Annotated in this window: 21 protein-coding genes and 1 pseudogene; 10 read left to right on the forward strand and 12 right to left on the reverse strand. The window is 69.9% G+C overall.

Translation table 11 applies throughout. The features are described 5' to 3' along the window. Window positions 1-221 precede the first annotated feature (221 nt). From ABZ919_RS40175 to ABZ919_RS40185, 3 genes are all read left to right on the forward strand, one after another. Window positions 222-935, forward strand: coding sequence for an SDR family oxidoreductase (locus ABZ919_RS40175; RefSeq protein ID WP_361258856.1), 714 nt, complete (start codon window positions 222-224; stop codon window positions 933-935). A 32-nt stretch (window positions 936-967) separates the two neighbouring features. Next, window positions 968-1339: a nuclear transport factor 2 family protein gene (locus tag ABZ919_RS40180; protein WP_361258859.1), complete on the forward strand. Its 372-nt coding sequence runs from the start codon at window positions 968-970 to the stop codon at window positions 1337-1339. Window positions 1340-1563: 224 nt separating this feature from the next. Continuing rightward, complete coding sequence (locus tag ABZ919_RS40185; protein WP_361258862.1) at window positions 1564-2196, forward strand: SpoIIE family protein phosphatase; 633 nt, start codon at window positions 1564-1566, stop codon at window positions 2194-2196. Here the strand turns inward: ABZ919_RS40185 and ABZ919_RS40190 are convergent. From ABZ919_RS40190 to ABZ919_RS40240, 11 genes and pseudogenes are all read right to left on the reverse strand, one after another. Continuing rightward, window positions 2153-2302, reverse strand: coding sequence for a hypothetical protein (locus ABZ919_RS40190; RefSeq protein WP_361258925.1), 150 nt, complete (start codon window positions 2300-2302; stop codon window positions 2153-2155). The two genes, ABZ919_RS40185 and ABZ919_RS40190, sit on opposite strands and share 44 nt — an antisense overlap. 298 nt (window positions 2303-2600) lie before the next feature. Then, a complete protein-coding gene (locus ABZ919_RS40195; RefSeq protein WP_361258865.1) occupies window positions 2601-3476 on the reverse strand; it encodes an ABC transporter substrate-binding protein in 876 nt (291 codons plus the stop codon). Between the two features lie 58 nt (window positions 3477-3534). Next, window positions 3535-4290 carry an SDR family oxidoreductase gene (locus tag ABZ919_RS40200; protein ID WP_361258867.1) on the reverse strand — a complete coding sequence of 252 codons (756 nt, stop codon included), beginning with the start codon at window positions 4288-4290 and terminating at the stop codon, window positions 3535-3537. Beyond that, window positions 4287-4913 carry a TetR/AcrR family transcriptional regulator gene (locus tag ABZ919_RS40205; protein ID WP_361258870.1) on the reverse strand — a complete coding sequence of 209 codons (627 nt, stop codon included), beginning with the start codon at window positions 4911-4913 and terminating at the stop codon, window positions 4287-4289. Before ABZ919_RS40205 ends, ABZ919_RS40200 begins: the two co-directional genes overlap by 4 nt. 142 nt (window positions 4914-5055) lie before the next feature. After that, complete coding sequence (locus tag ABZ919_RS40210) at window positions 5056-7233, reverse strand: SpoIIE family protein phosphatase (RefSeq protein WP_361258872.1); 2178 nt, start codon at window positions 7231-7233, stop codon at window positions 5056-5058. Window positions 7234-7333: 100 nt separating this feature from the next. Next, window positions 7334-8536, reverse strand: coding sequence for a thiolase family protein (locus ABZ919_RS40215; RefSeq protein WP_361258875.1), 1203 nt, complete (start codon window positions 8534-8536; stop codon window positions 7334-7336). Then, window positions 8533-9177, reverse strand: a complete 645-nt coding sequence (locus ABZ919_RS40220; protein WP_361258878.1) for a CoA transferase subunit B — start codon at window positions 9175-9177, stop codon at window positions 8533-8535. Before ABZ919_RS40220 ends, ABZ919_RS40215 begins: the two co-directional genes overlap by 4 nt. Next, the gene (locus ABZ919_RS40225; protein WP_361258922.1) at window positions 9177-9932 is read right to left on the reverse strand and encodes a CoA transferase subunit A; all 756 of its coding nucleotides are present in this window, start codon (window positions 9930-9932) and stop codon (window positions 9177-9179) included. The genes ABZ919_RS40220 and ABZ919_RS40225 overlap by 1 nt, the downstream gene beginning before the upstream one ends. 222 nt (window positions 9933-10154) lie before the next feature. Beyond that, complete coding sequence (locus ABZ919_RS40230) at window positions 10155-11015, reverse strand: DMT family transporter (RefSeq protein ID WP_361258881.1); 861 nt, start codon at window positions 11013-11015, stop codon at window positions 10155-10157. 57 nt (window positions 11016-11072) lie between these two features. After that, window positions 11073-11498: an SsgA family sporulation/cell division regulator gene (locus ABZ919_RS40235; RefSeq protein ID WP_361258884.1), complete on the reverse strand. Its 426-nt coding sequence runs from the start codon at window positions 11496-11498 to the stop codon at window positions 11073-11075. A 75-nt stretch (window positions 11499-11573) separates the two neighbouring features. After that, a pseudogene (locus tag ABZ919_RS40240) lies at window positions 11574-12237 on the reverse strand (sigma-70 family RNA polymerase sigma factor); the annotation flags it as partial. A gap of 527 nt (window positions 12238-12764) precedes the next feature. On the opposite strand from ABZ919_RS40240, the gene ABZ919_RS40245 reads away from it, so the two are divergent. The 4 genes from ABZ919_RS40245 (at window position 12765) to ABZ919_RS40260 (ending at window position 17710) form a co-directional block, all read left to right on the forward strand. Further along, window positions 12765-13898 (forward strand): maleylacetate reductase, encoded by a 1134-nt coding sequence (locus ABZ919_RS40245; RefSeq protein WP_361258887.1) that lies wholly within the window; start codon window positions 12765-12767, stop codon window positions 13896-13898. After that, window positions 13891-14760, forward strand: coding sequence for a dioxygenase (locus ABZ919_RS40250; RefSeq protein ID WP_361258890.1), 870 nt, complete (start codon window positions 13891-13893; stop codon window positions 14758-14760). Before ABZ919_RS40245 ends, ABZ919_RS40250 begins: the two co-directional genes overlap by 8 nt. A gap of 106 nt (window positions 14761-14866) precedes the next feature. Continuing rightward, window positions 14867-15355, forward strand: coding sequence for a flavin reductase family protein (locus tag ABZ919_RS40255; protein ID WP_361258893.1), 489 nt, complete (start codon window positions 14867-14869; stop codon window positions 15353-15355). Window positions 15356-15490: 135 nt separating this feature from the next. Then, window positions 15491-17710: a LuxR C-terminal-related transcriptional regulator gene (locus ABZ919_RS40260; RefSeq protein WP_361258896.1), complete on the forward strand. Its 2220-nt coding sequence runs from the start codon at window positions 15491-15493 to the stop codon at window positions 17708-17710. Between the two features lie 19 nt (window positions 17711-17729). Here ABZ919_RS40260 and ABZ919_RS40265 read toward each other — a convergent pair whose 3' ends face one another. After that, window positions 17730-19265, reverse strand: a complete 1536-nt coding sequence (locus ABZ919_RS40265; protein WP_361258898.1) for a 4-hydroxyphenylacetate 3-hydroxylase N-terminal domain-containing protein — start codon at window positions 19263-19265, stop codon at window positions 17730-17732. Between the two features lie 157 nt (window positions 19266-19422). Between ABZ919_RS40265 and ABZ919_RS40270 the strand changes: the two genes are divergently transcribed. The 3 genes from ABZ919_RS40270 (at window position 19423) to ABZ919_RS40280 (ending at window position 23605) form a co-directional block, all read left to right on the forward strand. Beyond that, window positions 19423-22278 (forward strand): AAA family ATPase, encoded by a 2856-nt coding sequence (locus ABZ919_RS40270; RefSeq protein WP_361258901.1) that lies wholly within the window; start codon window positions 19423-19425, stop codon window positions 22276-22278. 321 nt (window positions 22279-22599) lie between these two features. After that, on the forward strand, window positions 22600-22980 hold the full coding sequence (locus ABZ919_RS40275; RefSeq protein ID WP_361258904.1) for a hypothetical protein: 381 nt from the start codon (window positions 22600-22602) through the stop codon (window positions 22978-22980). Window positions 22981-23014: 34 nt separating this feature from the next. Further along, window positions 23015-23605 (forward strand): malonic semialdehyde reductase, encoded by a 591-nt coding sequence (locus ABZ919_RS40280; protein ID WP_361258907.1) that lies wholly within the window; start codon window positions 23015-23017, stop codon window positions 23603-23605. Window positions 23606-23623: the final 18 nt, after the last annotated feature.

A 23623-nucleotide genomic window follows, 5' to 3' on the forward strand; every position in this document is an offset into this window, starting at 1 on the left:
GTCGACGCCCTGTGCGAGGGCGTCGGTGACCTCGGGATCCATGCCCCGGACGCCTGGCTGCCCGCCGACGATCCGCACGCGATCCCGGCCTGACGTGCGCTGGAAGGCTGTGTCTCCCAGGCGGTAGGAAGCCGCTCCTTCCACTGCCGAACCGCCCGGCCTACGGTCAAATAGTCGACCGGTCGGCTAGCGATTGGTCATCCTCTTTGGAGAAGGTCAGCATGAGCACACACCACCAGAAGGTCGCGATCATCACCGGCGCCTCGCAGGGCATCGGCGCCGCCCTCGTCCAGGGCTACCGCAAGCTCGGCTACGGCATCGTCGCCACCTCGCGCACCATCGTCCCAGCCGACGACGCCGGCGTCCTGACCGTTCAGGGCGACATCGCCGAGCCGACGACCGCCGAGCGGGTCGTCACCGCGGCACTCGAGCGGTTCGGCCGTATCGACACCGTGGTCAACAACGCAGGCATCTTCGTCGCGAAGTCCTTCACCGACTACACGGCCGAGGACTACGCCAGCGTGACCGGCATCAACGTCGCCGGCTTCTTCCACCTCACCCAGCAGACCATCCCGCACCTGCTCGCCCAGGGCGGCGGGCACATCGTGAGCGTCACCACCAGCCTGGTGGACAGTCCGGACGCCCGGGTCCCCTCCGTCCTCGCCTCGCTGACCAAGGGTGGCCTGCAGTCCGCGACCAAATCCTTGGCGATCGAGTACGCCACCCGAGGCATCCGCGTCAACGCCGTGTCGCCCGGCACCATCAAGACCCCCATGCACCCCGAGGAGACCCACGAGTTCCTCGCCGCCTTGCACCCGGTCGGCCGGATGGGTGAAGTGAGCGACATCGTCGACGGAGTGCTCTTCCTGGAGACGGCGCCCTTCGTCACCGGCGAGATCCTGCACATCGATGGCGGCATGAGCGCCGGACACTGACCGTACACCGAGTCTTGGACCAAGGAGTGGACATGACCGCCACGACCGACGACGCGGAGATCCTGAGCGGAGTGCTCGACCAGTGGAAGGCCGCGGTCGACGCGCACCAGCCCGACCGCGTCGCCGCCCTCTTCACCGAGGACGCCGTATTCCAGGGGCTGCACCCCTACAGCGTCGGACGCCAGGGCGTCGCCGACTACTACGACTCCCAGCCCCTCGGCATGAAGGCGGCATACCGGATCCTCGAGACCAGGCGGCACGCCGACGACCTCGTCCTCGGCTACCTCGCCGTCGAGTTCTCGTTCAGGGACCGGCCACCGCTGGACGTAAAACTCTCCGTCCTCGTTGTCCGCACAGGGGACGACTGGTCCATCGGCCACTATCAGGTGTCCCGCCTGGATTAGCCTGTTCGGCCAGATCACCCACCTCGTTTCTGGCGCATGTTGACGCACGCTCAACGGGCGCTTCGCACCCGGGTTGCGCCGCACCGTGCCCCCCTGAGCGGGGTGACCGGTGTGGCGTACCTGCGCTCTCAGCGACGCCTTCTCCCACTGCGGAAGCGTGCCAGCGGCTCCTTCTCCGCGGCCCGAGTCTCACTGGTGTTGCGGTGGCCACATGCGCTCTGGGCATGGAAGCGGCGGCTCACACGGCGGTGTGCCTCGACAACGTCCGTCGGTTCGGCGAGAGCACACCGCCGCCGCAACCATTCAGCGGCATTTGCTGGCTCCGTGTCAGGCTCCACGAACGGGCATTCAAACCGCCCAGCTGCTCATCGGGCACTCAGGGAGCCGGCGGCTGCTTCGATGCCCTGTCCCTGCCCGGCGCCCGTGCCGCGCTGGTGATCGGCGAAGCCGCCGGACAGGGCATCCACGCCGCAGCCACCATGGGGCAAGTACGCACGGCCGTGCAAACGCTGGTCGCTCTCGACCTGGAACCCGACGAGCTGCTGGCCGTAGAACACTTTCACCCGGATGTCGGTTGGGTCTCGGCCTGCCCAGTCGGCCTAGAACGCCTGCCAGGTCTGCCACCGATGCCGGGCGCGTCCGCAAAACGGCTCGTCACCTCCGCCAGGTGCTCGAAGGCGTACCCGAAGTCGGCCGGTGCGGGAGCGCTGCTGTGCCCGAAGTCGGAGTACTCGGGTGCCATCAGACGTCAGCGGTCGGCATGGCGCGCCGGCAGCGGCTCGTACATCCCCCACGAGGGCGGGAATCGTGGAGCTAGAGCAGGAGCAGCGCGGGTGCATTCTCGCGTTGCACACTGACCGTCGCCCACATGCCGATCACTGGATCGCGGCCGAGCATGCTGTCTGGCACGTCCGGGGCCAACCGCTGGATGTTCTTGCCAGCGAAAGCGTTCTGGTCCTCCATTGGAATCCGTGCATCGGCCTCTCCTGCCTGGCCCGCCGCGCGGCGCCGCCACGGCCGACCCAGGTGTCCTGGAAGAGAGCGTCGCCGCCACTTCCGACCGATGGGCATCGTCACCGGTCTCGATGGTGATCCGGTCGACCACGTCGGGACGGAGGTCGGATGTCCTCGGGAACGGCGGTGCGGCGCTCATTCCGTCGTGAACGGGCTGAGAATAACCACGCCGCGGTCGCGGTCACCGGAATGACACCATCGGCCCGCGGGCCCAGGGCTTCGCACGCTACGACTCGACTCCTCATGCCTAGGCTGTGGCCGCGGCGCGGTAGAACTCGGCCGCGGTGACGGTGGCAGGGACGCCGAGTTCGGCGGCGACCGCGGTGATCGCCTTGTCGCCGACAGCGAGGTCGGCCTGGCCGTCCGTGGTGAAGTACGGCGCGATGAACGTCTCGTAGTGGGCTCGGGCCTCTTCCGCGGTCTGTCCGCCGAGAAACGTCTGCATGTGTCGCACCGTGGTGTCGGGGTCGTCGTGGATCACCTGAAGGGCGCGCCGGTGGGCTCGTACGACGGCCTGGACCGCGGGGCCGTCTGGTGAGATGTAGGTGGGGTCGACGGCCACGCCCACGGTAGGGATCTGGAAGTGGTCGCCGACCCAGGCCAGCACCTGCCAGCCGTGCTCGGCGGCCACCGCCTCCGGTGCCATGGTGCTGCCGACATAGGCGGCGTCGATGCTGCCGTCGCTGAGCCGGCGTAGATCCATGCCGTAATCGCCGGGCGAGCGGACGATGGTCTTCACATCACGGTCCGGGTCAAGGCCGGCCTTTCGCAGCACGATCCGGGCAAATGCGCCGGGCGGGGTATGCGGGGCGTGGACCGCCAGCCGTCGCCCGGCCAGGTCTGCCAAGGAGGTCAGGCCGGGGCGGGCGAGGAACCAGAACAGCGGGCGGTGGGTGTTGACACTGAGTGCGACCCACGGGGTGCCGTCGGTCAGTCGTGACAGCAGTGCCCGGCCGAGCCCGATGGTGGCGCAGCGGCGCAGCCGTTCCACGTCCCAGGTGCAGCCGTCGCGTAGCGCGACGTGGACACCCTCCTCGGCGTAGTAGTCCTGCTGGTCGGCGATGTAGGCGGCCAGCTCCTCGTGCAGGCCTCGTCCGACGTAGGCCAGGTCGATCGTGTGCATGAACGTCTTTCCTTGATCGTTTAAGGGTTCGGCCGCGTGTGCGGAGGTCAGTGAGGCGTCAGTACATGGCCATGCCGCCGTTGACCGCGGCCGTGGTACCGGTCATGAAGGAGTTGTCCTCGGCGGCGTAGAAGGCGACCGCCTGAGCGACATCGGCCGGGTAGGCCAGGCGGCCCAAGGGGGTGGCGGCCACCTGCCGCTGCCTCGTCGCGTCGTCGAGCACGGCGTCGGCGGTGCGGGACTCCACCGGGCCGGGCGAGACGACGTTGACCGTGATGCCCTGCGGGCCGAGTTCCTGGGCGAGATACCGGGCGAACTGCTCGAGTGCGGCCTTGGAAACGCCCAGCGCGATCATGCCCGCCCGAGGCAGGCGGCTGAGTCCGGTGCCGATGTAGATGAGGCGTCCCCGCCCTCGTTCGGTCATCGTGGGCAGTACGGCTTTGGTGACCGCGAACGCCGCGTGCATCTCGGCGTCGATCTTGCCGCCCAGTTCTTCCCACGTCATGTCCTGGAACGGCTTGACCGCATACGGGATGAGCGCGTTGTGCACGAGCACGTCGATGCCGCCCCAAGCCGCCTGGACCTGGCCGACCATGCTCTCGACGGCCGCCTCCTCGCGCACATCGGCCTGCACGGCCATGGCCTGGCCGCCCACGGCCTCGATGTCGGCCACGACCCCCTCGGCTGCCTTGGTGTTGCGGAGGTAGTTGACCACCACGCGCATTCCTCGCGCGGCCAGAAGTCGCGCCGTGGCCGCGCCGATTCCGCTGCTGGCCCCTGTCACCAATGCCACCCTGCCGGTCGTCCCGGTCATGGGTCCACCTCCTGATCGTCGTCGCGGGCCGTCGGGATGACCGCCCGGGGTTGTTCGTCGTCGATGCCCTGGCCTGTCGGGCGGATCGCCCCGTACAGCACGGTGTCGACGGTCGCCCGCAGCAGATCGGCCGCGGTCCAGGCCAGATCGCGCGGCAACTCCGACATGAGCAGCCGCTCCAACGCGCCGCGGGTGATCTCACTCAGCAGCTCGGGCGGCGCCGGCAGCAAGCCCTGCTGGTGTCCCTCCCGGAACAGCTCGTCGAGCCGCTGGTAGACCACCGCGTCCACACGCTGCTCCACGTACTGGCGCAGCATCGTGTCGCCCCGCCCGGACGCGAGCTGAGGCGCGCCGATCCGCCCGAGCTCACTGCCCGCCGCGATCAGGAACCGCTGCACCCGCACAGCGAACGGCTGCCCTGCTGCGTCCTCGGTCGCCGCCACCAGCGTGCGCTCCACCGCGGCGAACTGGCGGTCCAGCACCGCGGCCAGGAGGCTGCGCTTGTCCGGGAAATGACGGTAGATCGTCTTCTTGCTCATCCCGAGCTCACGAGCGAGATCGTCCATGCTCACCCGCGCGAAACCCGACCCGAAGAACAGCCGGCCGGCCGCCTCCACGATCACGTCCGCACGCTGCTCGTCACTCGTGGAAACTCGGGAAACTGGATTAGTTTCCATAGTTTCCATCCTCGCCCTCCGTCCTCTTAGCTGTCAAGGCATGCCGTACGTCCCAAGTGCCTGTCGGCGAGGTCTGGCCGGGGGTGCGCTACCCGGCGGTGGCGAGCCCGATGAGCAGCAGGGCGATGTCGTCCGTCCGGGGCGCGGTCTGCCGTGCATGGTCGATCAGGGTCGTGGCGAGCCGGTCCATGGGCTGGGCCGAGGCCCGGGCGAGCTGGGTGGCGAGCCCGGACATGGCGTCGTCCATGTCGACCCCGGGAGTCTCGACGAGGCCGTCGGTGTACAGGGCGAGGAGGGTGCCGGGGGTTAGCGGGATCTCGGTGGGGGGGTAGTCGGCGTCGGGGTCGATGCCGAGTAGCACGCCGGGTCGGAGCGGAAGGACCTCGGCGTGGCCGTCCGGGTGACGCAGAACGGGCGGGGGATGGCCGGCGGTGGCGAGGACGGCTCGGTGGTGTGCGAGGTCGAGGTGGGCGTAGAGGCAACTGACGAAGCGGCCCGGGTCCATGGCGACCAGCTGACGGTTGGCCTGCGCGAGGGCCTGTGACGGCGTGGCCCCCGAGGCGGCGTGGGAGCGGATGGCGGGGCGCACCCGGCCCATGAGCGCGGCGGCCGTGACGTTGTGGCCCTGGACGTCGCCGATGACCGCGGCTGCAGTGGTGTCGTCGACCCGGACCAGGTCGTAGAAGTCGCCGCCGATGTCCATGCCGCGGACGCTGGGCAGATAGCGGGCCGCCACATCCAGTCCAGGAAGGTTGGGCAGTGAGTCGGGGAGCAGGGCCGCCTGCAGGGTCTTGGCGAGTTCGTTGCTGGTGTCGTACAGGCGGGCCCGTTCCAGCGCCTGCGCGATCAGTCCCGCGAGCGCGATGAAGACGACCCGCTGCTGATCGGGAAAGGGGTGGGGCCGGTCGAAGGCGAACACGCACGAGCCCACCGGACGCCCGGAGGCGATCAGCGGCAGAAACGCCCAGGCATGCAGACCCTTTTGATGCGGGGCGGGCGGGTAGGCCCGGGACAGCTCGTCGAAGGAGGCGAAGAAGCTGGGCACGCCGGTGGCGAGGACCCGGACCGCGGGTGCCGGGTGGGTCAGCGGCACGCCGTCGAAGTGTTCGAGCAGCGAGGGGTTGTAGCCGCTGCGGCCGATGACCCGCATTCTGCCGTCCTCGGCCGCGAGCAGGGCGACGGTCCGGGCTCCGAACGCCGGCAGCATCTCCTCGGTGACCAGATCGACCACGTCTGAGACGCCCACCGTTTCCGACAGGGCGGCGGCCAGGTGCAGCACCCGGTAGACCTCGCCCAGGCGGATCGGATCGCCCCGGAACGTCTCCGTCCTGGTAGGCCCCGGCTGCGAGTTCCCGCCCGGACCGGTCGGCGATATGCGGACGCTCACCCCCGAGCCGTCGGGATAGAGCTCGAACGCGAGCCACTGGTCCGGCGGGTGCATGGCGGTGTAGTAGCCGGGCTTCCGGCTGACCACGGTGGCGCGGAAGTGGTCCTCGAAGGCCGGGTCGGTGTGCCAGGGCAAGGACTGCCAAGGACGCGTGCCGATCAGATCGTCGGGGCTGCTCGCGCCCAGTAGGGCGGCGGCGGTGGCGCTGACGTAGGTGAACCTGCCCTGGAGGTCGAGGGAGCAACTGCCCCAGGGCAGCCGCTCGAGGAGGTCGGCCGCGGCGAGTGCCTCGGCCGGCCCCCGCTTGCCGGCGGGCGGCTGCACCAGGGTGCGGGGTGCGGGCCCCGGGCCGACGGCGTGGCCGGTGCCGGCGGCGTCGCGCAGGAACCGGCCCAGGCGCCGACCGGCGGCACGGACCCGTTCGGGGCTCGGGCCGTCGGCACGGGTGGAGCCGGCGCCGGGCCAGAACAGCAGCAGTGCGCCCCAGACCGTGGTTCCGGTGAGGAGCGGTGCCGCGACCACCGCATGGTGGTAGGGCAGGGCGATCGCCGTGCGGGGATAGCGACGGGCAAGGTCCTCCGGGTCGCCGAGCCAGACGAGCCGCCGCTCGCGCACCGCATCGGTCACGGGAAAGCGGCTCGACAGCGGGACCCCGAACCAGGGCGCGAGATACTCTGCCGGCATGCCTGCGGTCACCTCCAGCCGCAGGGTCTGGCCGTCGGACGCCAGCAGGAAGACCGCTCCCGCGTGCACGCCGGTGTCGCGCACGGCGAGCTCCAGCAGCCGGTCCAGCTCGGCCCGGCGCAGTGACCCGGCGGTGGGTGAAGGGGAGCGGGGCCCGTGGGGCTGCGCCGCGCCGCCTTCCCGCATGGCGCACATATCAGTACCGTACGTCCGCACCCGCCGCCCCCGCGCGGAGGCCGCTGCCGATTCCCGTCCCGGACGCCGTCCCCACGACGGTCTGCTCGCCCCGTTCGTGTCAGCGTTCGAGGACGAGGGCGAGGCCCTGGCCCACGCCGATGCAGAGGGTGGCGACGCCCGTGCCGGAGCCGCGGCGGGCGAGCTGGTGGGCGACGGTGCCGGCGAGGCGGGCGCCGGAGGCGCCGAGGGGGTGGCCGAGCGCGATGGCGCCGCCCTGCGGGTTGAGGATCGCCGGGTCGAACTCTGGCCATTCGGCGAGGCAGCCGAGGACCTGGGCGGCGAAGGCCTCGTTCAGCTCCAGTACGTCGATGTCGGCGAAGGTCCGGGCGGCCTTGGCCAGGGCCCGGTCGACGGCCTCGACGGGGGCGAGGCCGAAGTAGTCGGGGTCGATCGCGGAGACTCCGGTCGCGCAGACGCGTGCCAGCGGCTCGCGGCCGATGGCCTTCACACCCTCCTCGTCGGCCAGCAGCAGGGCGGCGGCGCCGTCGTTGAGGGGGGAGGCGTTGCCGGCGGTGACCGTGCCCTGCTTGGTACGGAAGGACGGCTTGAGCCTTGCCATCGCCGCGAGGGAGGCGTTCGGGCGTACGCACTCGTCGGCCGCGAACAGCTGGGGGTCGCCGCCGCGCTGCGGGACCGGGACGGGCACCAACTCGGCGTCGAACAGGCCCTGTTCCCGGGCGGCTGCGGCCTTCTGGTGGCTGTGCAGAGCGAACTCGTCTTGCTGCTCACGGCCGATCTTGTGCTTCTCGGCGATCAGCTCGGCCGACTCCCCGAGAGGGATGGTCCATTGCGGGTTCATCGACGGGTTCACCATGCGCCAGCCCAGCGTGGTGGAGTACAGCTCGGCGTGGGCGGCCGGGAACGGTCTGTCGTTCTTGGGCAGGACGTAGGGGGCGCGGGTCATGGACTCCACGCCGCCGGCGATGGCGACGGAGGCGTCGCCGACAGCGATGGCGCGGGCGGCCTGGATGACGGCTTCGAGTCCGGAGGCGCACAGCCGGTTGACCGTCGCCCCGGGCACGCTGGTGGGCAGGCCGGCGAGCAGGGCGGCCATGCGGGCCACGTTGCGGTTCTCCTCGCCGGCGCCGTTGGCGTTGCCGATGTACACGTCCTCGATGCGCGCAGGGTCCAACTGGGGTAGGCGGGAGAGGAGTTCGCGGATGGCGTCGGCAGCCAGGTCGTCGGGGCGCACCGAGGCCAGGCCGCCGTTGTAGCGCCCGATCGGCGTGCGCACGGCGTCGACGATGTAGACGGGGTTCACAGCAGGCCCTCCGTGACGGTCAGCTTGGCGTCGGTCTTGGCGATGATCTCCTCGACGTCGACGGAAGGTGCGCACTGGACCAGCACAAGCCCCTCGTCGGTGACGTCGAGGACACCGAGATCGGTGATGATCCGGTTCACGCAGTGCTTCCCGGACAGCGGCAGCGTGCACTCGGTGCGGATCTTCGGCGAGCCGTCCTTGGCTGTATGCGTCATGACGACGATGACGGTGCGGGCGCCGTGGACCAGGTCCATCGCACCGCCGATCCCCGTGATCATCTTTCCGGGGATCGCCCAGTTCGCCAGGTCCCCCTGCTCGGAGACCTGCATGGCACCCAGCACCGCGACGTCGATGTGCCCGCCGCGGATCATCGCGAAGGACAGTGCGGAGTCGAAGAAGGAGGCGCCGGGCAGGACCGTGACGGTCTCCTTGCCGGCGTTGATCAGATCCGGGTCGACCTCGTCCGCACCCGGGTAGGGGCCGGTGCCCAGGATGCCGTTCTCCGACTCGAGGATCACCTCCACCCCTGGCGGCAGGTAGGTGGGGATCAGCGTGGGCAGGCCGATGCCGAGATTGACGTACTGGCCGTCGCGCAGCTCACGCGCGGAGCGGGCGGCCATCTCCTCACGAGTCCAGGCCATCAGATGGTCACCGTCCGCCGCTCGATCTTCTTGTCCACCGCCTGCTGCGGGGTGAGGGCCAACACCCGCTGGACGAAGATGCCGGGCAGGTGCACCGCGTCCGGATCGATCTCGCCGGGCTCGACCAGCTCCTCCACCTCCGCGATCGTGACGCTGCCGGCCATGGCCGCGAGGGGGTTGAAGTTGCGGGCGGACTTGCTGAACACGAGGTTTCCGTGCCGGTCGCCCTGCGCCGCCCGCACCAGCGCGAAGTCGGTGCGGATGCCGCGTTCGAGCACGTACTCGGTGCCGTCGAAGACCCGCACCTCCTTGGCCGGCGAGGCCAGTGCGACCCCGCCGGAGCCGTTGTAGCGCCAGGGCAGCCCGCCCTCGGCGACCTGCGTGCCCACCCCCGCCGGGGTGTAAAAGGCGGGGATGCCCGCGCCGCCGGCGCGCAGCCGTTCGGCGAGCGTGCCCTGCGGGATCAGCTCCACCTCCAGCTCACCGGACAGGTACTGCCGCGCGAACTCCTTGTTCGCCCCGATATACGATCCCGTCACCCGTCCGATCCGGCCCGCCGAGAGCAGCACCGCCAGGCCCGAATCCATTGCCCCGCAGTTGTTCGAGACGACTGACAGCCCGCCGACGCCCCGCTCGAACAGGGCCTGGATCAGCACGTTCGGCACACCACTCAATCCGAACCCGCCCACGGCCAACGACGCTCCATCCGGCACATCCGCCACGGCCTCCAGGGCCGTATTGACCAATTTCCCCATTTTTTTCGGATCTCCAGATGCTCGCGTGAATTCTGTGTCCATCGCGGAGTGTTTTACGCCGCCGACATGTCCGCCCGATGTTTATTCAGCCTGCCGGGGCCGTCCGCTGAAACCTGGTTCCACGGTCCGATGCCACGGCGCGCTTGGCCATCCCGCAGATCGGCGATATTGGCTGCGATTCAAGGGTTGTGCCGTCGGCCGCTCTCGCACGAATCGGGTATTTCACATTCCTGCGGGAACGAGATGCTGACGTGACAGGCGGGCGACCCCGTACGCCACCAGCGCGAGCCCGAACACCTGGAGGGTCAGCCACCAGCCACCACGCAGTCTTTCCCCGTAGAGGGTGACGCCGAGCGCCAGGCTCACCAATGTGTCCCCGAGGGTCAGGGCAGGCTGGGAGGCGACCAGCGGTCCGGACTGCATGGCGTTCTCCAGCAGGAACAGGGCGCACACCCCGAGGGCTGCGAACGCATAGGTCTGCCATGCGGTGAAGAAGGCACCCATACCCTGGCGGCCGAGGGCGGCGGTCGAGAACTTCATGAGCGCGGCGGTGAGAGAGTAGGAGACGGCGGCGGCCAGGCCCATGCACGCGGCGCGCGCCGCGCCGTTGGGCAGCCTGACCGCGACGCTGCACAGCACCACCACGGCGAGCAGGCAGCAGGTCAGCACCGCTGTCCACCGAGCCGTGGGGATCCCGAGAGTGCCACCGGTCGGCGCGGCCGCGAACAACGCCAGGCACAGACCGCCCCCGATACTGCCGACGGGCACCCAGCCGGCCCGGGGCAACGGGCGCCCGAAGACGATGCTCGCGAGCAGCAGCACGAACGGCAACTCCAGCATGAAGAGCGGCTGTACGACCGCCAGGGCGCCGGTGGCCAGCGCGGCGCCCTGGAACATCGCCGAGAGGGCGACCCCACCTATGCCGAGCAGCCAGACCGGTGTGCGCAGCAGGTCCCACATCAGGCCGATGCGCAGACTGCTGGACTGCGGGACGACGGTGGCGGCCCGGCGCTGCATCACGGTTCCCAGTGCGTTGGTTGCCGCTGCGAGCAGCGCGAAGATCGGCGACAGCACGGTCAACATCGTGGTTCTCCCGTCCCGAGAGCGCATTGATCGATGATCGATCGGTCGTGCGTGTGGTCAGTGCTCTGCGAGAAGATCCATCAGTTGGGCGTCCAGGCCGACGTGCACGTGCTCGGTGCCCGGTGACACCACCGCATCGGTGCGTTGCAGGAACTCCGTCACCACCGGCCAGGGGAACATGAGGTCCGCCCGTCCTGCGGGCGGCGTGAGGACGATCTGCACCATGTGCTGTCCCTGGTGCCAAGCAGGGCGCAGGCGGACGTCACCGATACCGACTGGCTGGAGCAGCCCCTCTCTCAGGAGCTCACGGGCGAAGAACCACTCGGCCGCCCGGTCACCGCCGAGACGGAAGGTCGCACGGACCGCGTAGGGATCGTCGGGACGATAGCCCAGTCGCGTGGACACGGGCACCGCCGCGCCGTCCGGCATGACGAGGAGTGCACATAGCTCGGCATCGACGGCATCGGTGCTGGGTCTCGGCATCTCTTCCTCACTCAGTCGGTACGGGAGTCGAGCCCTCCGGCCCGGGGCTGTCCCGGACACCGGGCCGGAGGGCTGTCAAGGGTGTTCCATGCGCTCTTGGAACACCGCTGCCCCCTGCATGCATCCCGCCTTCCGCCGCCGTCCCGGGTGACCTCGCTCACCAGCCCGTGGTGCGGACCCACTGCCTCGAACGTGGCCCGCCGGGACGAGACGGTGCTCCTGGGCATAGCCCTCCAGCAGCGAGCGCAGCCGTCGGTGACCTCGGTGCAGTCGTGACAGCACGGTGCCGACGGGAGTCTGCATGATGTCGGCGATCTCACGGGTGGTGAAGCCCTCGACGTCGAAGAGGTACACCGCCGTTCGGAAGTATTCCGGGACGGCTTGCAGCGCCGCCTTGACGTCCGAGTCGGGCAGGTGGTCGAGCGCCTCGGCCTCGGCGGAGCGCAGTCCCGACGAGGTGTGCGAGGCCGCGCGGGCGATCTGCCAGTCCTCGATCGCCGTCGCGTCGTCGCGTTGCGGCCGCCTGCGTTGACTGCGGCGGTAGTTGAGGAACGTGGTGGTGAGGATGCGGTACAGCCAGGCCCTGAGATTCGTGCCCTCGCAGAACTGGTGGAACGAGGCGTAGGCCCGGGCGTACGTCTCCTGGAGCAGGGTCCTCGGCGTCGGTCGGACTGCCGGTCATCCGCACGGCGGCCGCGAAAAGCCGGTCACGGTGTACCAGTGCCGGTTCGAAGCGGGCCTGCATGCCGTGGTCCGCCACGGCCTTCGCGTCCTCATCGGTCTTCTGCGTCGCCGCCGGACTCAGCGGGATGTCGGGGTCGGCCTCGCAGTCGGGTCCGGTTCCGGTCATGGTGCCTCCTGGGGTGAGCACGACGGCCGGATCTCAGCCGTCGATCAGGTGCGCCCCGGACAGGTCCGCACCTGGTCCGGGAGACGCACGGACAGCGGCCGTATCCCTGGGTTCGGCACCCCCGACCTGAACCCCCGCCGCTCGTGAATGCGGACCCCTCGGACGCCGTTCCGGTGACCTCGACCGGCATATCCGCCTGCCAGAGGTCCGGATCCACGATCCAGCCCATGGACACCCACCGCATCGCGCAGACGAGTGATGTCCGTCGCGAGCCGGAGGCCCCGGGCGCGGAACCTGTGGCACGAACAAGGTATTTCAACGCCGGTGCCCGTTATCCCTCGCGGATTACGTTGACCCCCGTCATTCAGGCATCGAAAGTCTTGGTTCCAAGCAGACGGCGGGACTGGGGAATTCTCATGAAGACATTCGTGCATCGGGGACAGATCACCAAGGTGGTCTTCGGCAGCGGTACGCGCCGCCGTATCCCTGAAGAGGCTGATGCCCTCGGATGCCGTCAGGTGCTCATCCTGTGCACACCTGGTCAAGCGGGCCAAGCAGCGGAGGTACACGACGTACTGGGTACGGCGGCGGTGGGAACCTTCACGGAAGCGGCTCCGCACACCCCCGTCGAGGTCACGGAGAAGGCGGTCGCGTATGCCAGAACCGTGGGAGCGGACTCGGTGCTCGCCATCGGCGGCGGCTCGACCATCGGCCTCGGCAAGGCGATCGCCCTGCGGACCGGGCTGCCACAGCTGGCGCTGCCCACCACCTACGCCGGCTCGGAGATGACGCCGATCCTCGGAGAGACCGAAGGACGCCGGAAGACGACCCGCCGACTGCCGGAAGTGCTGCCGAAGACCGTGGTGTACGACGTCGACCTGACGTTCACGTTTCCCGCGGCGGCATCGGTGGTCAGCGGCATCAACGCGATGGCGCACGCCGTGGAGGCCCTCTACGCACAGGACCGGGACCCGCTCGCCTTCCTGATGGCCGGTGAAGCGCTCGAATCCCTCATCCGCTCCCTCCCGGTCGTCGCACAACGTCCGGGCGACTGCGAGGCGCGGGCCGACGCCCTGTACGGGGCGTGGCTGGCCGGCACGTGCCTCGGCACGGTCGGCATGGCCCTGCACCACAAGGTGTGCCACGTCCTGGGCGGCACGTTCGGGCTTCCGCACGCCGAAACCCACACGGTCGTCCTGCCGCACGTCGTCGCCTACAACGCACCGGCGGCGCCCGAGGCGATGGCACGCATCGCAAGGGCGCTGTCGGCGGCCGACGCAGCGAAGGGACTCTTCGACTTCGCGGGACGGCTCGCCGCCCCCAGGACACTGCGGGACCTCGGCATGCCGGAATCGGGCATCGAGCAGGCGGCCGAACTCATCGTGCGGGACGGCTACTGGAACCCGCGACCAGTCGAACGGACGGCGGTACGCGCCCTCTTGGCCCGCGCCTGGGCCGGACAGCCTCCGTGCACATCATCCGGCGACGGACATCCCCGGACGGAGTCCGCGGTCCATCACTCCACCACCACGGGAGCGCGTCATGCGTGATCTGACCAGCGACACCATCACCGAGGCCGTGATCTCGACCATGCGGAACACCAAGGACTCCCGCGTCGCCGAGATCCTGGAATCACTGGTGCGGCACCTGCACGCCTTCGTCCGCGACGTCGAACTGACGCAGGAAGAATGGGCCCGGGGAGTCGACTTCCTGACGCGCACCGGGCAGACGTGCACCCCGACGCGTCAGGAGTTCATACTGCTGTCCGACGTGCTCGGCGTCACCATGCTGGTCGACGCCCTGACCAACCGACGCCCCAGCCAGGCCACGCAGAACAGCGTGCTGGGCCCGTACTTCAGGGAGGACAGGCCGCAGCAGGCCGACGCCGCCGACATCTCCGGGGGTCTGTCCGGTACCCCGCTGTTCTTCGAGGGACGGGTCGTGGACCACGAGGGAGCGCCGGTGGCCGACGCGGCGGTGGACGTCTGGCACAGCGACTCGGACGGCCACTACGACATGGAGGTGCCCGGCCTGGACGAGCCGGCCATGCGCGCGCTGTTCCGCACCGACGAGACGGGGCACTTCGCTTTCCGTTCCATCCGCCCGTCCAGCTACCCGATACCCGGTGACGGCCCGGTCGGCGAGCTCATGAGCGCGACCAGCAGGTCGCTCATGCGTCCCGCCCATGTGCACCTGCTGATCGAAGCGCCGGGATTCCAGCGCGTGACCACCATGCTCTTCCCCTCGGACGACCCGCACCTGGACACCGATCCGGTGTTCGGCGTCAAGGAGTCGCTGGTCGACCGCTACGACACCTACCCGGCCGACGCCGGGCCCTGCCGGGGCATGACCGACGTGCCGTACACCCTGCTGCGCCACACCTTCGTCCTCGAACCCTGCGTCACGGACTGATCCTCACGGCGCCACCACGACGGGAGCCGGTCATCCACGAGGACGGCCGACGTCGAACACTCCATCACACCGCGGGGCTCAGCCCCGAATTCACGGAGGTCCTCAGATGAGTGAAACCCTTGATGTCGTCTTCGGGTTCCGAGCCACGATGAGCCGGCTCGCCACGGGCGTCAGCGTGATCACCACACGCTCGGGCAGCACGGCCATCGGCATGACGGCGAGCGCCGTCTCCGCGCTGTCCCTCGAGCCGCTCCAACTGCTCGTGTGCATCGGCAACCAGCTCTACACGCGGACCGCGATCGCGGAGCACGGTCGCTTCGCCGTCAACGTCCTCGGCGAGGACAGCGAGCACCTCGCGCGGAACTTCGCCGTTTCCAAGCCGGACAAGTTCGCGGGTGTGGAGACCATCGACGACCACGGCGTGCCGGTGCTGAAGGACGCCATCGCGGCTGTCGTGTGCGACGTCGCCGCGGCGCTGCCCGGCGGCGATCACACCATATTCGTGGGCGACGTCCGCCACTTCGAACACCGGATGGAAGGCCGGCCGCTGCTCCACTTCGGCGGAGACTTCGGCACGCTCAGGCCCCCCTGCTAGCGCGGGTGACAGCGGCCCGACGAAGGTTGCCGTGTCCCTGCCCCGGTCCACTACGGCCCCCGGCGTCCCGGCTCCTGCAGGCGAGCCACGGACGCCGGGGGCTCCACCAGTCCTGACGACTCCACCGAAGGTGCCATGACCAGTTCCGTGCCGACCTTCAAGCTGCGTCCTGGGGACCAGCCCCCGCACCTCCTGACCCGCCCCCGGCTGCTGCGCCGGCTGGACGCGTCGACCGAGCCCGTGGTGGTGGTCTCCGCGCCCGCCGGTGCCGGAAAGACGGTGCTCCTGACCGAGTGGTCGCGAAGCCTCGCAACTCGTGGCGCGTGCGCCTGGCTCAGCCTGGACGCGTACGACAACGCCCCGGGCCGGCTCTGGGCCGGCGTCCTGCGGGCGTTGCAGCACGTACGGCCGGAACTGCCCCTCCTCCCCCACAGCGGCGAGTGGACACTCGACGCGTGGCTCGAGGAGATCCTGCCGAGCCTCGTGAGCGGACTGGACGGACAGGGACCGCTCGCGCTGATCCTCGACGGAGTGGAATCGATCACGGACATCGATGCGGTCCGCAGCCTTTCGGAGTTCCTGACAAGGCTTCCGCAGGGCTTTCGCGTCGTTCTGTCGACCCGTCACGTTCCGGGTGGACCCGTACCGACCCTGCGCGCCCGGGGCGCGATCGCCGAAATCGACCGGCACGACCTGGCCTTCACCCCCGAGGAGGCACAGGCCATGCTCACCGATCTGCTCGGGTCCGCTCCGGCCCCGGACACGTTGAGCGCGGTGTACGAGACCACCGAGGGGTGGGCGGCGGCGCTGTGCATCATGGGCCGTACCCTCGCTCGCTCGTCGGACGACGCCGACACGGCCGCCGACCTGGCCCGCGGCAGGCGAGCGGTCACCGAGTACCTGGCCACCGAGGTGCTCCACCGGCTCACCACCGAGCAGCGTGAGTTCCTGCTCCGTACCAGTGTGCTCGACGAGTTGAGTGCCGGACCGTGCCGGGCACTCGCCGGGGACCGGGCGGGCGTACTGCTGCGCGAGCTCGCACGGACCGTCCAACTGCTCGTACCGGTAGCGGCCGATCCCTCGGCATACCGGCGTCACCGCGCACTGTCCGCGCTGCTCTGCGACCTTCTCGGATCCGAGGGGCGCGAGACCGCCGTGTCGTTGCACAGGACGGCGGCTCGGTGGTACTCACGGCAGGGCGAGACGACCGCGGCCGTACGGCACTGGGTGCGCGGCGGTGAAGAGGCCGCCGCCGTCGCGTCGATACTCCACGACTGGGAACAGGCGATCTCGGCAGGCCGCGGTCGGGAGGTCAGACAATGGCTGGAGCTCTTGCCGCTCCGCACGGTCGCCGCCGACGCAAGACTGTGCGTCGTGGCGGCGATGGCGGCCCTGTCGGGGGGTGCTCCGGAAACGGCCCGGCGCTGGCTGGACGTGGTCCGGCTCAGGGGGCCGGGAGCGGAGAAGGTCGGCGAAGGCAGCACGGTGTCCGATGCGGCGGCCGTCGCCCGGGCCGTGGCCTGCTGGCTCCAGGGGGAGGTCCTGACCGGCGACCGTCTCGCCGAAACCGTCTTCGCCGGCACCGTCCCGTTGACTTCCTGGCGTGCCCTGGCCTGTACGGCCCGCGGTACCGCTCTGCTGTGGACCTCCCGGTACGAGGAGGCCGAGGCGCTGCTCGGCGAGGCGACCCGTGACGCGCATGCCGCCGGGCACGGCCTGACGCTCGTCCGCGCGCTGGGGCTGCGGGCGCTGTGCGCCCTGCTGGCCGGACGCCATGAGCCGGCGCGCATGCTGAGCGACGAAGCCCTGGACGCGGCCGGGACGGCCGGGCTGGAGCGGCACTTCGTCGCGGCGCCCGCCTACATCGGCAGGGCCGGCCTGCTCCTCGATGAGGGACGGGCCGACGAGGCCGAACGGACCCTGGCCGACGCGGAAGCGGCGCTGGCGGACTCGTCCAGGACAGGAAGCGAACCCCAGATGCACACCTTGTATCACGGCACACGGGCACGACTTGCCACTGCGCGACGCAACGCGGACGCCGCGCGGGAAGCCCGTGAGGCGGCCGAGCGGGCAGCGGCCCGGTGCGAGTCACCAGGAGTGCTCACGGATCTGCTCGGGGGAGTCGGGGAGGACACCGTCGTGCCGCTCGTCGTGTCCGGCCCCCAGGAGCTGTCGCTCGGCGAGCGCCGGGTGCTCCGCGCCCTGTGCGGTCCGCTGACACTGCGTGAGATCGCCGCCGAGTTCTATGTGTCCCACAACACCGTCAAGACACAGGTACGGGCGGTCTTCCGCAAACTCGGTGCGCACGACCGGAGCGCAGCGGTCGCCAGGGCCCGGGAGTGCGGCATGCTCTGACCCGGGCCCCGGCATCCTGCTACGAGGCGTTCTGACGAGAGGCGTCCTGGCGTCGGGCGTAGTCCGCCTGGGCCAGGTACGCGGTCTCCCGCTCCCCGTCGTTGCTCACGCTCTCGATGCCGCAGACCTTGCGCGCGAGGTCCGCCATGCTGCCGGTGGGGGACATCTCGGCACGTTTCATCGTGAGGCTTCGGATGGCCAGCAGGGGCGTGCCGTTGAAGTTCTCGAAGGTGCTGATGCGGTCGCCCCAGTCGGACAGGAACATGTCGCGGATCACCCGGCTGATCTTCAGCCGGTCGTGCGGCCTGCCGACCGGTCCGGTCTGCAGCGCCGTCAGCCACGGCCGCAGTTCGGGCCGCTCCCACTGCCCCTCGGTGGGATAGATGAGCGCGGCACGACCGGACAGGTCGATGAGCTCGTGGGTCAGGTCGGTGATGTGCTCGATGTAGTACGCCCGCCCGAAGTCGAACATCAGGACGTTCGGCTTGTAGATGCCGCCGGGAGTGAAGAAGCCTTCGTCCTCCGAGGCGATCACATGCGCCTTGAGCGTCTGGAGGAAACCGGCGAACCGGGCGATCCGCGCCTGGACGGGCGGCAGTTGGTAGGTGCCGATGTGCTCGGTGATCAGCAGGGCCAGACCGAGCATCAGCTCGGCCTTGACCATGGCACGCACCAGCGAGTGGTAGTGCAACCAGTCGAAGACGCGCTGCGGGTACAGCGAGGCGTGCTGGGGGTTGCCGATGTGGAAGACCCGGTTCCAGGGGATGAGCACGTCCTCGAACACGATGATGCTGTCCAGCTCGTCACCCTGCGAGGCGAGGGGGTGCTCCACCTCCTCGCCGTCGCGGACGTTGCTCTCGCGGCAGATGATGGTGACGCCGGGAGTGTTGGGCTTCACCGCCCCGTAGATGATCTGCTCCGCCACGATGCCGGGACGGTAGAAGACGCCGATGTGGATCCAGTCCCCGAAGGCCGCGCCGGTGCTGATCGACTTCACACCCCGCACGGTGATGCCCTCGTCCGAGGTGGCGACCACCCGCAGTGCAGGGGAGATGGCCTGTGCGGAATCGCGCGAGCGGTCCGCCTGCGGGTCGACGAAGGCCGGCGTCGCGTTGAGGTCGCCGTCCCGCATCACGTTCCAGAAGTCGAGGATCCCACCGGTGAGGTCCCGCCCGTCGGTCCCGACAGACTGGCTGCTCCAGGGCTCGGGGTCGTCGACGTAGGTCAGCAGGACGTAGTTGTTGACGTCCGGCGTGCGCGGGATCGCACCGCCGCCCAGTTCCCGCTGCACCGTCTCCAGGTAGCGCCGCTTGCGCAGCAGGTCCTCCTTGGAGCGGTGCTGGAACCACGTCATGGACCGCCGGACACCGTCCTCGTCCAGGAACGTCATGACGTCCTGGAGGTCAGGACGGTGGTGCAGGTCGTAGAAGTCCGCGATGCTCCGGGCGTACGCCCTGGTCTTGGGGTGCGTGGACACGTCGTCGACGAGTTCGTCGCCCACCCACACCGTGCGGCCGTCGTTCAGTGCCGCGAGGTATTCCTTGCCTGTACGCACGTCGTGCTCCTCTCGGGGGCAAGAGATCTGGACGCCCCGAAGGATGTGTCGTGGCGGGGTGAGCGGACGGCACGGAACCGGCAATCACCCGGGTGAAAGCGCCGGGCACACATGAACCGGCGTTGAGGGCGATGTGGCCGTGCGGCATGCTGGCCCCATGCGCAGCACAGACCCCGTGGGTGACCGGCCCGGTGGGCGTGGGCACCGGGCCGTGAACGGCCTGCGCCTCAGGGGACGGGTCCGCGAGATGGCGGCTGTCCGTGAGGCCCTGGGCGCGGTGCGTGCCGGGCGGGGTGCCTGCGTCGTCGTGGAAGGCGCACCCGGCGTCGGCAAGAGCCGGCTGCTGGCGGAGCTGGACGACATGGCACGGCGGTCCGGATTCGACGTGGTGTCCGTACGCGCCGACGAGCTCGACCAGTACGCCGCCGGAGCCGCCCTGCAGTCCGCCCTACAGTCCTCCGACGGTTCCGAACGAGCGGCCAGGGCCACAGACGACCAGCGGCTGTGGCTGCTGGACAGCATCACGGACGCTCTCGAGGAGCGTGCCCAGCGCGCCCCGGTGGCCGTGCTGGTGGACGATGCGCAGTGGGCGGATCCGGCCACGCTCCTGGTGCTGCGCACCCTGCCCCGGCGACTGGCGGCTTCGCGGATCCTGTGGGTGCTGGCGGTACGGTCGGAGACCGAGCGGCCGACCGTTGCCAGGGTGCGGCAGGACCTCGAACGCCTCGGAGCCCGGTGGCTGACCCTCGGTCCCCTGCCGCAGCAGGAGCTGCAGCACATCGCGGCCGACGTCCTCGAGGCGAAACCGTCACCCGGTCTGGCCCGGCTCCTGCGGGGCGTCGGGGGCAATCCGTTCCTGGCGATCGAACTGGTGCGCGCCTTCGTCGACACGGACGCCGTCAAAGTGGAGGCGGGCGTGGCGAGCCTGCTGCATGACGGCATCCCCGTCGGTTTCCGGCGGAGCGTCGCCGCGCGTCTGGACCGGCTCCCGGAGGATGCCGTGCGCCTCCTCCAGATCGGATCCGTCCTCGGCCGGGAGTTCGACCTCGGTACGGCCGCCCGCATGCTCGGCAGGCAGGTCGGCAGCCTGCTGTCGGGCGTCGAGGCGGCCCTGAACGCCGGTCTGCTCTCCGGCGACGGGCCGCGACTGGCGTTCCGCCACGACCTCATGCGACAGGCCGTCCACGAGAATCTGGCGCCAGCCCTACGGACCGCTCTGCACCGGGAGGCCGCCGACGTTCTGCGGGGCATCGGGGCACGATCGGCCGAGGTGGCCTGGCACGTCGTCCTGTCGGGCGGCCCGGTCGACGACGACGCCGTGACCACATTGACCACCGCGGTACGGGAACTGTCCTCGTCGGCCCCTGACGCGGCTGCGGACCTGGCTCAGCAGATCGCCGGACTGCTGCCCCTGCACGACCGGCGGCGCATCGCCCTGCTGACCGACGCCGCGGAGTACCTCGGCCGGACCCGCCGGGTGCACCAGGCACTCGACCTGGTCGACGCGACCCTCTCGGACCGGCTGGAGCCGGTGCAGGAGGCGCGTCTGCGCCTGGTGGCTGCCGAGATCCACCAGGCCGCGGGCGACGATACCGCAGCCATGACACACCTCCAGCAGGCTCTGGTGCTTCCCGGGCTGCCGACCGACCTGCGAATCAGGCTGCTGAAGACCAAGGCGACGGGCCACGTGTACCTCGGGGACATCACCGCTGCCGAGCAGACCGACATCGGACTGGTCGAGGCCTCCTACCGCAGCGAGGACCCGGCCGTCGTCGTCAGCGCCATGGTGTTCCAGTCGCAGACGTTCTTCTACCGTGGGCGCCTGGCCCGCGCCCTCGAGCTCGCCGAGGAGGCCACGGCACGCGCCGCCGGCACGGAGTCCGGCGTACTCTACCTGCGGCCTCCGCGGATTCCCGCGCTGTGGCTGGCCACGGTGCTGACCGCCACCGACCGGCTCGCGGACACCGAGCGGGTGCTGCGGGAGGGGCAGCGCGAAGCGGAGACGCTGGGCCTGGGCTGGTCGCTTCCCCACTGGCATGCGAGCCGTGCCTGCGCGCTGTTCGAACAGGGGGCGCTGGACGACGCGGCCGTGGAGGCCGAGTCCAGTCTGATGGTGGCCGACGAACTCGAGATCACCCAGCCGAATCCGCAGGCCCGCTCCGTCCTGGCATTGGTGGAGATCAGACGCGGTGACCTCGCCAAAGCCAGGGACCATCTCCGCGCCGCCGAAGCCGGATCCGGCACGAGCACCCAGCGGTTCGGCCTGTGGGTGTCGCTCGCACGCGCCTGCCTGGCCGACGCGGAGGGCCGGGACACCGCAGCGGCAGCGGCGATGGACGGCAGCTTCAGGGACGCCGAGCCGGCACGCCTGCTTGCGGTGCCGCCGTCCCACTGGCCCGGGATCGTGCGCATGGCGCTCCGCGGCGAGGACCCCTCGCTCGCGCAGGCCGTGTCCGGCGCATTGCGCACCCTGGCCGCACAGGACGGCGGCCAGCAGATCGTCGGGACAGTCCGTGCTCATGTGGACGGCCTGCTCCACCACGACCGGGGCGCACTGGCGTCCGCCGTCACCGGTTACCGGAGCACCGGCAGGCGGCTGGCCCTGGCCGGGGTCTGCGAGGACCTCGGGGACCGCGTGGCCGCGTCGGGCGACAGCACGTCGGCGATCCCGTATTTCGAAGAGGCGGGTGAGCTGGCGTCGGCATGCGGAGCCCTGCGCGATCACGAACGGATCATGCGGCGCCTCAGACAGTTCGGCGTGCGCACAGCTGCCCCACGGCACCACACGACCGGCGCAGTGGGATGGACGAGCCTGACCGAATCCGAGCGGAAGCTCATCCCGCTCGTCGTGGAGGGCCTCACCAACCGGGCCATCGCCGACCGGCTCTACGTTTCCGTGCATACCGTCAACACGCATATGAAGCACATCTTCACCAAGCTCGGCATCAACACACGAGTCGAACTGACCCGGCTGGCGATCGAACGGGGCGGCATCGCCGACGGGGCGGACTGAGCGACGCCTGCGGCGGCGGGGCGCGGCGGCGAGGATCCCGTGAATGGGCGATGCAGGCGGCTGACGTACGGGTGATCATGGTCGCGACGGCGCCACAGGCACGGTGCCGTCAGCGATCCGATCACATGCGGACGGCTCAGCCCGGAGACCGACCGGGTCGTTCCCCTGGCGCAGACCGGGCCGCGTACCAGGCGCTCGAGAAGGAGTACCGGCGTGGGAGGACTTTCCCCCGTTTCGCGGACGGATGGTCAACCGCGGCCCGGGTCGGTCGGCACCGGCGCGGTCGCCGGACGCGGATACCGCGGCCAGCTCCGTGCAGCCGTGGCCGCGAGCGCGGCCCCGCACGGATACACCCTGGCGCTGTGGACCGCCACCGCCGTGACGTCGTCCGATCGGGGCGCCCCAGGGACGGCCGAAGTCCTGGCACTCCTCGCCGGTGCGACGCTCGCCTTCGCCGGGCTGGGTGCCGTCGCGTACGGCGGCTCCCCCATGAAGCCGGAGAGGTCCGCCCCGGCCGGCACGTGGATATGGGCCGCCTTCCATCTGCCCATGGCGGCTCTCGCTGCGCTGGTCAGCCTGTTGCTCGCACGGTGCTGTTTCGGTCCCCTCCTGTGGGGGCTCGTCGGGACGACCACGACGGCTGTCTATCTGCTTGCTGTCAGCGCCCAGTTCCTCTGTTTCTCAGTTCGCCGAATCACCTAGATACCAAAGCCGCACACGCAGTAAGAGGTTCACCATGTCACTCGCACTCGACCCCGCAGCCCAGGACCTTCTGTTCCGGGAGGCTCGTACCGCCAACACCTTCACCGACGACCCGGTGACGGACGACCAGGTGAAGGCCATCTACGAACTGGTCAAGTACGGTCCCACCAGCATGAACCAGCAGCCGCTGCGGATCGTGCTGGTTCGTTCCGCCGAGGCGCGTGAACGCCTGACCGGACACCTGTCCGAGGGAAACCGTAAGAAGACCGCGGCCGCCCCTCTCGTTGCCATCCTCGCCGCGGACAATGAGTTCCACGAGGAACTGCCGAGCCAGTTCCCCCATTTCCCGCAGGCAAGGGATCTCTTCGCCGAGCGTGCGGTGCGTGAGCGTTCCGCAAGGCTCAATGCGCTCCTCCAGGTCGGCTACTTCATCATCGGCGTCCGCGCGGCCGGCCTGGCCGCGGGACCGATGACCGGCTTCGACGCCGAGGGCATCGACAAGGAGTTCTTCAGCGACGGCGAGCATTCGGTTCTCGCCGTCGTCAACATCGGCAGGCCGGGCGAGAATGCCTGGTTCCCGCGCTCCCCACGCCTGACGTACGCCCAAGTGGTCACGACCGTCTGATCCACTGCCAGGCATCCG

The organism is Streptomyces sp. NPDC046759 (genome assembly GCF_040645475.1).
In the GTDB taxonomy this organism is placed as follows: Bacteria; Actinomycetota; Actinomycetes; order Streptomycetales; family Streptomycetaceae; genus Streptomyces.

Excerpts from the sequence above, each read along its gene's own strand:
- ABZ919_RS40175 (WP_361258856.1), top strand. The coding sequence starts at position 222 with ATGAGCACACACCACCAGAAGGTCGCGATCATCACCGGCGCCTCGCAG.
- ABZ919_RS40180 (WP_361258859.1), top strand. The coding sequence starts at position 968 with ATGACCGCCACGACCGACGACGCGGAGATCCTGAGCGGAGTGCTCGAC.
- ABZ919_RS40185 (WP_361258862.1), top strand. The coding sequence starts at position 1,564 with ATGGAAGCGGCGGCTCACACGGCGGTGTGCCTCGACAACGTCCGTCGG.
- ABZ919_RS40190 (WP_361258925.1), bottom strand. The coding sequence starts at position 2,302 with ATGGAGGACCAGAACGCTTTCGCTGGCAAGAACATCCAGCGGTTGGCC.
- ABZ919_RS40195 (WP_361258865.1), bottom strand. The coding sequence starts at position 3,476 with ATGCACACGATCGACCTGGCCTACGTCGGACGAGGCCTGCACGAGGAG.
- ABZ919_RS40200 (WP_361258867.1), bottom strand. The coding sequence starts at position 4,290 with ATGACCGGGACGACCGGCAGGGTGGCATTGGTGACAGGGGCCAGCAGC.
- ABZ919_RS40210 (WP_361258872.1), bottom strand. The coding sequence starts at position 7,233 with ATGTGCGCCATGCGGGAAGGCGGCGCGGCGCAGCCCCACGGGCCCCGC.
- ABZ919_RS40220 (WP_361258878.1), bottom strand. The coding sequence starts at position 9,177 with ATGGCCTGGACTCGTGAGGAGATGGCCGCCCGCTCCGCGCGTGAGCTG.
- ABZ919_RS40225 (WP_361258922.1), bottom strand. The coding sequence starts at position 9,932 with ATGGGGAAATTGGTCAATACGGCCCTGGAGGCCGTGGCGGATGTGCCG.
- ABZ919_RS40230 (WP_361258881.1), bottom strand. The coding sequence starts at position 11,015 with ATGTTGACCGTGCTGTCGCCGATCTTCGCGCTGCTCGCAGCGGCAACC.
- ABZ919_RS40235 (WP_361258884.1), bottom strand. The coding sequence starts at position 11,498 with ATGCCGAGACCCAGCACCGATGCCGTCGATGCCGAGCTATGTGCACTC.
- ABZ919_RS40245 (WP_361258887.1), top strand. The coding sequence starts at position 12,765 with ATGAAGACATTCGTGCATCGGGGACAGATCACCAAGGTGGTCTTCGGC.
- ABZ919_RS40250 (WP_361258890.1), top strand. The coding sequence starts at position 13,891 with ATGCGTGATCTGACCAGCGACACCATCACCGAGGCCGTGATCTCGACC.
- ABZ919_RS40255 (WP_361258893.1), top strand. The coding sequence starts at position 14,867 with ATGAGTGAAACCCTTGATGTCGTCTTCGGGTTCCGAGCCACGATGAGC.
- ABZ919_RS40260 (WP_361258896.1), top strand. The coding sequence starts at position 15,491 with ATGACCAGTTCCGTGCCGACCTTCAAGCTGCGTCCTGGGGACCAGCCC.
- ABZ919_RS40270 (WP_361258901.1), top strand. The coding sequence starts at position 19,423 with ATGCGCAGCACAGACCCCGTGGGTGACCGGCCCGGTGGGCGTGGGCAC.
- ABZ919_RS40280 (WP_361258907.1), top strand. The coding sequence starts at position 23,015 with ATGTCACTCGCACTCGACCCCGCAGCCCAGGACCTTCTGTTCCGGGAG.